The following is a 12,337-nucleotide window of genomic DNA, read 5'->3' as shown; positions in this document are numbered from 1 at the left end:
CCCTCGCACGAATCGTCGTCCGCCCTCACTGGCGTTCGGCCGACCTCGCTCACGGATCACTTCGTTCCCCGTCTACTCACGGGCGCTCCGCGCCCGTTCGTATGGTTCGCGGGACCGTCGGTCCCGCGCGATTCGCGTTTCGAGGCGCTCCCTTCGGTCGCGTCTCGCCGACAGCGCGCGCCACCGAACGTCGGATCGCCAGTCAAGAGCACTTTCGTGTGGGTCGACAACACTCCTCGAGTCCCATCTCTTCGACCCTGCGATCAAGGGAGAAAACCATTTGAACATCGGCACCCGACTTCCGACCAGTGACACTTCCCGATCGGTCCGCGCTGTCCCGCCGGGACTACCTCCGAGCGCTGGTGGCCGTCGGCGGCGCGTCGGCGCTCAGCGCCTGTCTCTCCGAGAACGGCGGGGACGACGAGGTCGACGTCCCGTCCGGGACCGACGATCCCGACTCGCTGCCGTCGCGACAGCACGCCTGGAACGAGTTCCTCTCGACGGATGACGACGGGAACGTCCAGTTGCCGGAACACCACGTGCTGGTAGCGCTGTCGCTCGAGGCGGAGCCGACCGACGACGCTCGAACGCAGGTCGAGGACGCGCTTCGGGCCCTCGAGCGCGCCTACGAGTGGAGCAACGAGGGGCTGGTCTTCACGATGGGCTACACGCCGGCGTACTTCGATCGATTCGACGGCTCACTGCCCGACTCGGTCGATCTCCCCGACCCGGAGCCGGTCGTCGGCGACGCCGACAGGTTCGACGAGTTCGACGCCGTCCTCCACCTCGCCAGCGACCACCCGGAGGTCGCCCTCGAGGCCGAGCAGGGGCTGTTCGGCGAGCGCGACGCGTACAACGGCCGCGGGATCGAGACGGACCTGACCGGCGTCTTCGAGCGCGTCGACGAGCGGCGCCGGACCGGGTTCATCGGGGAAGGGCTGCCGGCTAACCACACCGATCTCGACGGCGTCCCGGACTCGATCCCCGACGAGGCGCCGTCGCTGATGGGCTTTCGGTCGGGCTTCACCGAGAGCCAGGCCACCGAGGATCGCGTGACGATCACGGAAGGACCGTTCGAGGGGGCGACGACTCAGCACGTCTCCTCGATGGGACTCAACCTCCGCCAGTGGTTCGAACAGGACAGCCAGCACCAGCGCGTTCAGAAGATGTTCAGCCCGGAACACGCCGACGAGGACGCGGTCGGCGCGACCGGTGAGAAACTGACGACGACCAACGGCCTGACCGACGAGCGCATCGCGGCGACCGAATCCGACGCCAGCGATCGCGGCGTCGTCGGCCACGCCCAGAAGGCCGCTCGCGGGCGGGTGGACGGAGAACCGCCGCTGTTGCGCCGCGACTTCAGCACGGTCGACGACGACCGGCCGGGGATCCACTTCCTCGCCCTTCAGGAGGGGATCGAGGACTTCGTCCGCGTTCGCCGGGCGATGGAGGGTGACGACCTCTCCGTGACCAACCTGAACAACGGCATCACTGGCTACATCTTCGTGAATCGGCGCGGAAACTATCTGGTCCCGCCGCGTTTGCTGCGGGCGCTGCCGCCGGCGGACCCGACGGAGACGGAGTGACGACTCGAGGACGCGAGGACGAAATCGGAGACGACGACCTACGACCATCCACATGGGCCACGAAATCGATCGACGGACGTTCGTCGGCTGGGGGGCGGCGACCGGCGGGCTCGCGCTGGCTGGCTGTCTGGGACTCGGCGGCGACGACGGAAACGGCGAGAAGCAAAACGAATCCGACGGTGAGGGGAACGAAACCGGCGAGGAATCGGACGAGACCGCCAACGTCGGGCCTCGCCTTCCCGAAATAGAGGACAAACCGGACGCGGTCTACGTGCCGACCCACCGCGAGTCGATGCGCGCTCTCGAGCCGGTTGCGGCCGGCGACTACCGGCTCGCGCCGATGCTATCGTACCCCCACCCGTTCTGGCTCGTGACCGGCGACGGCGAGGACGACGTCCAGCACGTTCCGCCCGATCAGATGCGGGGCGTCCACATGATGTTCGCTCTCTGGGACGCGGAGACAGGCGTCATCCTGCCGGTCGACAGCGGCAACGTCGTCAGGCTCTCTCGAGACGGCGAACGGGTCGGGTCCCCGCAGTCGATGTGGCCGATGCTCTCCCAGGAGATGGGCTTTCACTTCGGCGACAACGTCCCCCTCGAGGAGGACGGCACCTATACGGTCGAGGTCGAACTGCCACCGCTGTCGGCGCGGACGACCGGCGACCTCGCGGGCCGATTCGACGAGAGCGAGACGGCCACCTTCGAGTTCGACTACGATCAGGACTTTCGCGAGACGGTCTCGGACGTCGACTACTTCGACGAGCAGCGGTGGGGCGAACGCAGTGCCCTCGAGCCGATGGCTCACGATCACGTTCCCTACTCACGGCTCCCCGAGGTCGACGCGTTCCCCGGGACGCTCCTCGTCGGAACCGACGAGAGCGGCGAGATTCGCGAGGGACGTCCCGAATCGACGGCCGAACTGCCCCGAAGCGGCGACGCGGCGTTTCTCGCGACCGTCCTCGAGTCGGACCACCGACTGACCGGCGGTGACGGGCGCTCCCTGCTCGTCTCGCCGCGGACGCCGTACAACCGCGTCCCGCTTCCGAACATGAGCCTCGACGCGACGATCGAACGCGACGGGGAGTCGGTCACCGCCGAACCGGTTTCCCTCGAGCAGACCATCGACGGAGAGTACGGGCTCCACTACGGAGCGTCGCTCGAGGACGTCGATCTCCGGGCCGGCGATACGGTGACGCTGACGATTCGGTCGCCGCCGCAGGTCGCCCGCCACCAGGGGTACGACACGGCCTTCCTCGAAATGCCGCCGATCGAACTGCGGGTGCCGGAGGGCAGTGACGATGCCGAGTGAACGCCTCGCGGCCGTCATCTCGGCCGCGTTGGCGGCCGCCGTCGCCTGCGGGCTCCTCTTCGCCCCGCTCGCGGTCGTCTCCGCGCCGGCCGGCGCCATCGACAGCGCGACGCTGCTGTACTTCGACTCCGAGGGGTTCAACGACGACACGACGGAACTCGACGTCGCGGCCGGCGAGACCGTGACGCTCGATCTCGTGGCGAGCACGCACGGGAACCCCGCGGGCAACGGAATCAGCGGGCTCTCCTACGCGATCGAGTACGATCCCGACGTACTCACCGTGACCGACGTCGAACAGGGATCGATGCTGGCCGGCGGAGACGAGGACGAAAGCGAGAACGGGAGTGAGAACGCGACGGTCGACGGCGACGTCGAGATCGACGACGAAAGCGGCGTGATAACCGTCGAGCAGGAGCGGACTCCGCCAGGAAACGGCACGAAGGGAACCGGGACGACGTCGACGATCACCCTCGAGGTCAGCGACGACGCGTCGACGACCAACGAGACCCTCGCGATCACGAACGACTCGGCGATGTTCCCGAGCGGCTACTCGGTCGACCCGATCGAACGCAACGCGACGCTGGTCGTCGACGGCGCCGCGGGCGACGAGAGCGACGGCGGTCTCGAGGATCCCGTCCCCGGACTGACGCCGCTTTCGGGACTGGCCGGTCTCGGTGCGGCGCTCTGGCTGCGGGCCCGACGATCGCGGTGAGCGACCGTCCGCGGGAGGTCTCCGGTAGCGACCCGCTCGAGCGGCGTCGGTCGATCGCAATGCCAACGTTGACACTCCCGCGAGTGGGACACTCGAGCAATGAGTACGGCCGAGGTCGACATCTCACGGACGAAGGCGTGGCTGATGGCCGCACGCCCACAGACGCTGCCCGCGGCCGCGGCGCCGGTGATCGTCGGGACGGGGGTCGCGATCCACGAGGGCGTGTTCGCCCCGCTACCGGCGCTGCTGGCGTTCGTCGGCGCGGCGCTGATTCAGATCGGGACCAACTTCGCGAACGACTATTACGACGCGATCAAGGGAGCCGACACCGACGACCGAGAAGGATTCACGCGGGTCACCCAGGCGGGGATTATCTCCCCGGAACAAGTGAAGCTGGCGACGTTCGTCACCTTCGCGCTGGCGATCCTGTCGGGAACCTACCTCGTCTACGTCGGCGGCCTGCCGATCCTCGTCGTCGGACTGGCGAGCGTCGTCTGCGGCTGGGCCTACACCGGCGGCCCCTATCCGCTGGGCTACCACGGCCTCGGGGATCTGTTCGTCTTCATTTTCTTCGGACTCGTCGCCGTGATGGGGACGTTCTACGTCCAGGCCGCGGCGACGGTCGCCGAACCGCTGACGACGACGATCCCCGAGGGAACCGTTACCCGCGAGGCGTTCCTCGCGAGTCTCCCGGTCGCCGGCATCTCGACGGCGATCATCGTCGTGAACAACATCCGCGACCGCGAGACCGACGCCGAGACCGGCAAGCGGACGCTGGCGGTTCGGATCGGTTACCGCTGGAGCCGCGTCGAGTACGTCGCGCTGCTCGGACTCGCCTACCTCGTACCGCCGTGGCTCTGGCTGGCCGAAGGGTTCGGCCCGCGCGTGTTGCTCCCGCTCGCCTCGCTGCCCTACGCGGCCGTCGTCGCCCGAACGGTCTGTACGCGGACCGACGGCGAGGCGCTGAACCCGGCCCTCGAGGGAACCGGCAAACTGCTGGCGATCTACGCGATCCTGTTCGCCGCGGGGGTGGCGACGTAGCATGTCCGACGACGACCGGGATCTCGAACTCGAGTACAGGCCGTTTTCGCTGGATCTCGCGGACCCGCTCGAGACGGCCGACGGGACGATCGACTCCCGAAACGGCTTCCTCGTTCGGATTACGGAGCAGGGGACCGACGACGGTCCCGCGGGCTACGGCGAGGCCACGCCGCTGCAGGGCTGGACGGAGTCCCACGCCGACTGCGAGGCGGCGCTCGCCCGCGCCGCCGAGGCGATCGAGTCCGGATCGGCCGCGGCGATCGAGGCGGTCGACGAGCAGGTCGCGGCCAGACACGCGGTCGGGCTCGCGCTGACGGATCTGACCGCGAGACGCGAGTCGACGCCGCTGTACCGGTACATCGGACAGGGGCCGATGGTCGGCCGGGTGCCGGTCAACGCGACGATCGGCGACGGCCCGACGGTCGAGACCGTCCGGGAGGCCACCGACGCCGTCGACCGCGGGTTCAACTGCTGTAAGCTCAAAGCTGGCCGGCGGAGCGTCGAGGAGGACATCGAACGCGTCCGGCGCGTCCGCGAGGCCGTCGGCCCCGACGTCGAACTGCGGGTCGACGCCAACGAGGCCTGGACGTACGAGGAGGCGGCGACAGCGCTCGAGGCCGCCGCCGAGTTCGACGTGGCGATCCTCGAGCAGCCGCTCCCCGCGGGGGCCCTCGAGGGTCACGCCGACCTCCGGACGGACGACCGGGGCGAGGGCGTCGATATCGCACTCGACGAGGGGCTGCTCGAGCACGGCGTCGACGCGATCTGCGAGGCCGAGGCGGCCGACGCCCTCGTCCTGAAGCCGATGGCGCTGGGCGGCGTCGACGTCGCCCGAACGGTCGCGGCGTGGGTGAGCGAACTCGACATCGACCCGATCGTGACGACGACGATCGACGCCGTCGTCGCTCGGACGGGGGCGGTCCACCTGGCCGCGTCGATCCCCGACGTGTCGGCCTGCGGGTTGGCCACCGCGGACCTGCTCGCGGACGATCTGGGCAAGGATCCCGTCCTCCTCGAGAAGGGGTCCGCGGTCGTCCCGCAGGCGAAGGGGCTGGGCGTCGAGGGGGTGTGGGAGGAGTGACGCCCGGGCCGGTCGACTGGCCGACGCGGGACCTCCTCGCCCACCGCGCGTCGACGACGCCGGACGCGACGGCCGTGATCGACGCCGACGCCGACGAGTCGTGGACGTTCGGGGCGTTCGATCGGCGGGTCGACGCCGTCGCCGCCAGCCTCGAGTCGCTCCTCACGGACTCCGATGGACGATCCGACGGCCCCGACCGACTCGGCGTGTTGATGGAGACGCGCGTCGAGTTCGCCGAACTCTACTTCGCTGCGATGCGCCGGGGCGTCACGGTCGTCCCGCTGAATGTCCGCGAGACGGCCGCCGAACTCGAGTCGAAGGTCCGGCGGACTGACCTCGACGCGCTCGTTTGTGAGGCCGGAACGGAGGGGTTGTCGCTCGAGGTCGCGGACTGTCCCGTCGTCTCGGTCGACGATCCAGAACGCAACGGCGTGGACTCGCTCCGCTCGAATAGCGGGACGACGCCGGAGCCGGATCTGGAGCCGGTCGCGCTCGAGCGCGACCGGACCCACCTGCTCATGTTCACATCGGGCACGTCGGGCGAACCGAAGATCGTTCGGCTGACCCTCGGAAACCTCGTCTCGAGTGCGACCGCCTCGGCGTTCCGGCTCGGCGTCACGCCCGACGACCGGTGGCTCTGCTGTCTCCCGATGTACCATATGGGCGGGCTGGCTCCGGTCGTCCGCTCGACGCTCTACGGGACGCCTGTCGTGATTCAGCGGTCGTTCGATCCCGAGGCGACCGCCCGCGTTCTCGACGCCGACGATATCACGGGCGTCTCGCTCGTCCCGACGATGTGCAAGCGGCTGCTCGACGCCGGCTGGAGCCCGCCCGACTCGCTTCGCTTCGTCCTGCTGGGCGGTGCGCCCGCCTCGAGCGAGTTGCTCGAGCGCTGTCTCGAGGCCGGCGTGCCGGTCCACCCGACCTACGGGATGACCGAGACGGCCTCCCAGATCGCGACGGCGACGCCCGAAGAGATCGCGAGTCACGAGGGGACGGTCGGCCGCCCGCTCGTCTGTACGGACGTGACGGTCGTCGACGAGAGCGGTGCCCCGCTTCCGGCGGGCGAATCGGGCGAACTCGTCGTCGCCGGGCCGACGGTGACTCCGGGGTACCTCTCCGATGCGGAGACCGAGGCGGCGTTCGGCGAGCACGGCTTGCACACCGGCGATATCGGCTACCGTGACGAGGACGGTCGACTCTGGATCCTCAACCGGCGGAGCGACCGGATCGTCACCGGCGGCGAGAACGTCGATCCCGGCGAGGTGCTCGCGGCGCTGCGCTCTCATCCGGACATCGAGGAGGCAGCGGTCGTCGGCCTCGAGGACCCCGAGTGGGGCGAGCGCGTCGCTGCGTTGATCGTCCCTGCTGCCGACGCCGCGAGTGGCGCCGCCAGCGTGACCGACGCGATCGATCTCGAGTCGCTGCTCGCCCACTGCGACGAGCGGCTCGCGGGATTCAAACGTCCGAAGACGATCGGAACCATCGACGCGCTCCCCCGGACCGCGTCGGGGACCGTCGACCGGGCGGCCGTCCGGGAGCGACTGCTCGAGGACGGAATCGACGTAACCGAGTCGATGTAATCTCGGTCACAGAAACGGGATCGAGCCGATCGCCGGCGGCGCTCAATCGTCGTCGGGAACGCCGTGATCAGCCGACTGCGGACGGGACGTCTGCGGGTCCGATTGGGGCATCTCGTCCTCGCCTTCACGGACGTAGTCCCGGGCGACGACGTAACTCCCGTACAGAACGAGCAGCAGGAACAGCGAGAACGGGAGCGCCATCGTCACCGAGAGCGACTCGATGGCGCTGAACTCCTCGAGCCTGAGCGACAGCATCCCGAACAGCGCGAGCAGTGCACCCCACCATGCTCGGTTCCGCGCGTTCGGATTCTCGTCGCCGAGCGTGATGGCCGAGATCATGAATACCGCCGAGTCGAGCGACGTGATGATGTAGCCGGCGATGATGAAGACGAACAGCACCGCGAGCACCGTTCCGAACGGGGTGATCTGGAGCGCTGTCGCAATCGCTGCGGGGTTCCCCCCCGAGGCCATCGCTTCGGCGACCGGTTCCTGATATCCCGGCGCGAGCACCCAGCCGCCGATGAGGCCGTGCTGGATCCAAGTGAACATGGTCGGGACGATGACGAGGACGGCGAACATCTCCCGGATGGTCCGCCCTTTCGAGACGCGGGCGACGAAGCTCCCGACGAAGATGCTCCAGGCGGCCCACCAGGCCCACCAGAAGCCGGTCCAGTTGGCCGCCCAGTTCCCGCCGGATTCCGGCGCAGTGTACAGCGTTAACCGGAACATATTGCTGAGCCAGACGCCCGTCGCGTCCAGACTCAGTTCGACCATGTAGAGACTCGGTCCGACCGCCACGAGCAGGGCCATCGCGACGCCGATGAGAACTACGGTCGCGCGCGCGGCGTTGCGGATTCCTTTCCGGAGGCCGAGCCAGACGTCGCCGAGGAAGACGACGCCGATGAGGGCGAACACCGCGTACGTCAGGATCGTCGCCTCGAGTCCGAACACGCGCCCGAGGATTGCCGACATCGTCTGTGCGCTGAAGCCCAGCGTCGTCGAGATACCGCCGATCGTGGCGACGAGCGCCGCCAAGTCGACCAGCCAGTAGAGGCCGGGAATGCGATCCTCGTCGACGATGCCGGTGAGCATCGAACTAATCTTGTAGTCACCGACGCCCTCCGTGTAGACCACGATCCCGAAGGCGATCGCGACGGGGAGATACCACATCGCCAGCCCCGGGAACACCTCGTGGATGAACATGAACGCCAGCGCCATCGACTCGACGGACGCGCCCTGAACGGGAGCCGGATCCGGTGGCGGATGCTGGGCGATCGACACCGGTTCCGCGACGCCCCAGATGAGAACCGAGGCACCGAAGCCAACGGTGAACACCATCGAGAGCCACGAGAACCTGTCGAACTCCGGTTCGGCGTCCGGGCCGCCGATACGGAGTCGGCCATATCGCGAGGCAGTGAATGCGAAGACGGCAATGAGCAGCACGAATCCGAGGAGGATGAACCACCAGCCGAAGTAGGTAAGTATCCACCCCTTCGCGCCAGTGAGCGCGCTACTCAGCGCCGACGGGCGCAAAAATCCGACCGCCCCGAGCGAGAGCATCACACACATCGTCACGGCGAAGAGGGCTCGTTCCGGCCAGGACGCCTCCTCGAGACCGAGGATTTTCGCCGCGTTCATCGCTTGGTCCCCTCGATACGACCGTCTCTGGAGCAGTTGTTCAACTGCACACCGCCGTCACTCGCAGGCTCGCGAGCTACCATCAAATGTGTCTCCAATCCCGCGGCTAGTTCTTGAAATACCCTTCGTCTCGACCCCTGATACAGGGGTGATATCGCATCTCACGGGGCGGTCTACGGCGGGGAACCACCGAAGCGGATTGCCGCCGAAACGGAAGTTAAACCGCTGGCGTCCGTATCTCGAGCCGTGTGTACACTGACCCTCGCCTGGAAGGTCTTCGAGGACGCGCCGGTCGCGGTCGCCGCCAACCGCGACGAGGCGGTCGGCCGCGAGTCGTTCCCGCCGGGCGTCTACCGCGAGGAGCCGCTGACCGTCGCGCCCAGAGACGCCGAGGCCGGCGGGACGTGGATCGGCTACAACGAGCGCGGCGTCTTCGCGGGGATCACGAACAAGTGGACCGACGCGGATCTCGCGGGGGAGCGCTCGCGGGGCCTGCTCGTCGCCGACGTCCTCGAGGCGGCGTCGGCCGCCGAGGCGGGTGCGATCGTCGAGGCCCAGACGGACGACTACGAGTACGACGGGTTCTATCTCGTCGTCGCCGACGAGACGGACGCGTACTGCTATTACTGGGACGGCACCCTCGAGCGGATCGACTTCGACCCCGGTGTTCACGTCGTGGTCAACGTCGCGGTCGACGAGACGGTCGACGTGCCCGAGTTCCGGGCGGACGCGGGGCGAATGCAGGCCGCGAACGCCCGCGGGGTCCGCGAGGCGCTGTCGGTCGACGGCGATGGGGACCGCGGCGACGATGACGACGATGCCGACGAATCGGTCGACGAGTGGCTCGAGCGGGCCGGCGAGGTCTTAGGCGACCACGAGTACGGCGTCTGCATCCATCGCAACGGATTCGGGACGCGGTCGTCGTCGCTGATCGCGCTCGGTCCTGCAGGGCCTCGCTACGAGTTCGCACCGGGGCCGCCCTGCGAGACGGCGTACGAACCCGTCTCCCTCGAGACCGATCTCGCCTCCGATGGGCGGGGATAACGTTCGTCGAGTCGCCGTCCTCGAGCGCGGCCGGCGGTGGACTGAACCGGGGAGCGGTAGATTCATGCGCCTCCGTCCATCTCATACGCACATGGACGCACTCCTGCCGCTAGCGACGAGTACGGAGAGGTGGTCACCGTGAGCATGTCGACAGCCGAAGCGGAACTCTCCGAGGACGAGCGCGCCGGGCTCGAACTCGTTCGCGAGACCGGCGGCATCCACCAGAGCGACTTCTGGAAGGAACTGGGCGTCTCCTCGCGAAAGGGCAGCCGAATCGTCGAGTCGCTGGTCGAGAAGGAACTCGTCGACCGTGAGGACACGGTCTACGACGGTCACAACACCTACTACATCGCGCCGACCGCTCGAGACCTGGATTTCACGCTGCTGATGGCCGGCGACATGCTCTCGCCGTTTATCGGCGAGGAGGAGGTCGATCCCAACAGCGACGCCTTCTCGCAGTGGATCATGAACCTCGCCTACGAGGACTAGCGACCGACGCCGAATCGAGGATCGCTCGGGCCTCGAGCACGCAGTTTTCGACTTCTTCGACCGTCCAGCGACGGCTACTCGTAGGGATCGAACCGCTCGATGAGGACGAACGGATCCCGCTCGCGGTTGTAGTAGGGAACGTCGCCGTCGATGGCCTCGATGAGCCGACGGTGGACCTCGCGTGCGGCCCGGCCCTCGTCGGGCTCTAAGTGGTGTCGACCCCGCATGTCGTTCCAGAACCCACCGTCGAGCCAGAGCAGCGTCTCGTCGTTGGACTGGTAGACGACCTCTCCCTCCTCGGTCAGCCCGTCGATCGCGAGCTGGCGTCCCGACAGCTGTGCTCGCGCGAGGACGGCCACGAGCTGGCGCCGCGAGACCGGCGCGTGCAGCGCGACGTCGTCGACCGTCTCCCCGAAGTAGCCTTCGACGAGATCACACGCCCGAGAGAACTCGTCGAATTCGACCTGTTGATTGTGTGTAATTTGCATTGAACGGTCACCGAGCGATCGGTTAGCTATGGGTACTGTTAGCAAAATCAGTATAAAAAGCTATCTTCCGACTCGAGACGTGAGTCGCGGCTCAGGCCAGCGCGCTCGCGGTGCGGATCAGCCGCCGCTCGCCGAACGCGGGACCGACCAGTTGGAGCCCGACGGGGAGGCCGTCGGTCTCGCCGGCCGGCACCGAGATCGCGGGGAGGTCGGCCAGATTGACCGGAACCGTGTTCGCGTCGGCGAGGTACATCTGGAGCGGGTCGTCGAGGCTCTCGCCGAGTTCGAACGGCGGGACGGGCATCGTCGGGCTGGCGAGCACGTCGGCCTCCGACAGCGCCTCGTCGAAGTCCTGTTTGACCCAGGCGCGGGCGTCCTGAGCCTTCTTGTAGTACTTGTCGTGGTAGCCCGCCGAGAGGGCGTAGGTGCCCAGCAGGATTCGACGCTTGACCTCGTCGCCGAACCCTTCCTCGCGGGTCCGGGCGAACGTCTCGTTCCAGTTGCCCTCGGCGTCGGCCGAGTGGCCGTAGCGGACGCCGTCGAACCGCGCCAGGTTGGAAGAGGCCTCCGACATCGCGATCACGTAGTAGGCCTCGACGGCGTGCTCGACGGAGGGCAGGGAGACCTCGTGGTACTCCGCGCCGCGGTCCTCCAACTCGGCGATAGCGTCCCAGAAGGTCTCGACGACACCTTCGTCGGCACCCTCGAGCAGTTCGGTGGGGACGCCGATCTGCAGGCCGTCGACGTCGCCCGTCGCGGCGTCGGCGTAGGTCTCGTCTTCGTCGAGGGGCAGTTCGCGCGTCGTCGCGTCCCGCTCGTCGTCGCCGGCGATGACGTCGAGCAACTGCGCGGCGTCCTCGACGGTCTCGCCGAAGGGGCCGATCTGCTCTAGGCTGTTGGCGTAGGCGACGAGCCCGTATCGGGAGACCAGCCCATAGGTGGGCTTGATCCCGACGACGCCGCAGAACGCGGCGGGACAGCGGACCGAGCCGCCGGTGTCCGAGCCCAGCGCGACGTCGGCCTCGCCGGCGGCGACCGCGGCCGCGGAACCGCCGGAGGAGCCGCCGGGGACGCGACCCGGCGCGGCGGGGTTGTCCACCGACCCGAAGTACGAGGTCTCGTTGGTCGTCCCCATCCCGAACTCGTCCATGTTCGCTTTCCCGACGATGGTCGCGCCCGCTTCCTTCAGGCGTTCGACGACCGTCGCGTCGTAGGGAGGGACGTACTCGGCGAGCATCTTCGAACCGCAGGTCGTCCGGACGCCCTCGGTCGAGATGTTGTCCTTGACCGCGACGGTCGTTCCCGAAAGCGGCCCGTCGTCGGTCCCCTCGATTCGCTCCTCGGTGATGTAGATGTTCTCCGACAT

At 68.0% G+C, this 12,337-nt stretch carries 11 protein-coding genes; 8 read left to right on the top strand and 3 right to left on the bottom strand.

The window, feature by feature from the left end:
• The first annotated feature begins 308 nt into the window (after nucleotides 1-308).
• The 6 genes from HTUR_RS08735 to HTUR_RS08710 all read left to right on the top strand — a co-directional run bounded on the left by HTUR_RS08735 (nucleotide 309) and on the right by HTUR_RS08710 (nucleotide 7,312).
• Nucleotides 309-1,586, top strand: coding sequence for a DUF7405 family protein (locus HTUR_RS08735; protein WP_012942956.1), 1,278 nt, complete (start codon nucleotides 309-311; stop codon nucleotides 1,584-1,586).
• Between the two features lie 52 nt (nucleotides 1,587-1,638).
• Nucleotides 1,639-2,895: a DUF7350 domain-containing protein gene (locus HTUR_RS08730; protein WP_012942955.1), complete on the top strand. Its 1,257-nt coding sequence runs from the start codon at nucleotides 1,639-1,641 to the stop codon at nucleotides 2,893-2,895.
• Complete coding sequence (locus HTUR_RS08725) at nucleotides 2,885-3,607, top strand: cohesin domain-containing protein (protein ID WP_012942954.1); 723 nt, start codon at nucleotides 2,885-2,887, stop codon at nucleotides 3,605-3,607. The genes HTUR_RS08730 and HTUR_RS08725 overlap by 11 nt, the downstream gene beginning before the upstream one ends.
• Nucleotides 3,608-3,706: 99 nt before the next feature.
• Nucleotides 3,707-4,648 (top strand): 1,4-dihydroxy-2-naphthoate polyprenyltransferase, encoded by a 942-nt coding sequence (locus HTUR_RS08720; RefSeq protein ID WP_012942953.1) that lies wholly within the window; start codon nucleotides 3,707-3,709, stop codon nucleotides 4,646-4,648.
• A 1-nt stretch (nucleotide 4,649) separates the two neighbouring features.
• On the top strand, nucleotides 4,650-5,729 hold the full coding sequence (locus tag HTUR_RS08715) for a mandelate racemase/muconate lactonizing enzyme family protein (RefSeq protein ID WP_012942952.1): 1,080 nt from the start codon (nucleotides 4,650-4,652) through the stop codon (nucleotides 5,727-5,729).
• Nucleotides 5,726-7,312 (top strand): class I adenylate-forming enzyme family protein, encoded by a 1,587-nt coding sequence (locus HTUR_RS08710; RefSeq protein WP_012942951.1) that lies wholly within the window; start codon nucleotides 5,726-5,728, stop codon nucleotides 7,310-7,312. Before HTUR_RS08715 ends, HTUR_RS08710 begins: the two co-directional genes overlap by 4 nt.
• A gap of 42 nt (nucleotides 7,313-7,354) precedes the next feature.
• On the opposite strand, the gene HTUR_RS08705 is transcribed toward HTUR_RS08710, so the two are convergent.
• Nucleotides 7,355-8,950, bottom strand: coding sequence for a BCCT family transporter (locus HTUR_RS08705; RefSeq protein ID WP_012942950.1), 1,596 nt, complete (start codon nucleotides 8,948-8,950; stop codon nucleotides 7,355-7,357).
• Between the two features lie 246 nt (nucleotides 8,951-9,196).
• On the opposite strand from HTUR_RS08705, the gene HTUR_RS08700 reads away from it, so the two are divergent.
• Complete coding sequence (locus HTUR_RS08700) at nucleotides 9,197-9,994, top strand: NRDE family protein (RefSeq protein WP_012942949.1); 798 nt, start codon at nucleotides 9,197-9,199, stop codon at nucleotides 9,992-9,994.
• A 138-nt stretch (nucleotides 9,995-10,132) separates the two neighbouring features.
• A complete protein-coding gene (locus tag HTUR_RS08695) occupies nucleotides 10,133-10,483 on the top strand; it encodes a helix-turn-helix transcriptional regulator (protein WP_049941854.1) in 351 nt (116 codons plus the stop codon).
• A gap of 74 nt (nucleotides 10,484-10,557) precedes the next feature.
• On the opposite strand, the gene HTUR_RS08690 is transcribed toward HTUR_RS08695, so the two are convergent.
• Nucleotides 10,558-10,971, bottom strand: coding sequence for a hypothetical protein (locus HTUR_RS08690; RefSeq protein ID WP_012942947.1), 414 nt, complete (start codon nucleotides 10,969-10,971; stop codon nucleotides 10,558-10,560).
• A gap of 91 nt (nucleotides 10,972-11,062) precedes the next feature.
• On the bottom strand, nucleotides 11,063-12,337 hold the full coding sequence (gatA, locus tag HTUR_RS08685) for an Asp-tRNA(Asn)/Glu-tRNA(Gln) amidotransferase subunit GatA (protein ID WP_012942946.1): 1,275 nt from the start codon (nucleotides 12,335-12,337) through the stop codon (nucleotides 11,063-11,065).

The organism is Haloterrigena turkmenica DSM 5511 (genome assembly GCF_000025325.1).
Classification (GTDB): Archaea; Halobacteriota; Halobacteria; order Halobacteriales; family Natrialbaceae; genus Haloterrigena; species Haloterrigena turkmenica.
The sequence above is the reverse complement of the archived record's forward strand: the minus strand, read 5'-3'. Positions and strand labels throughout refer to the sequence as shown.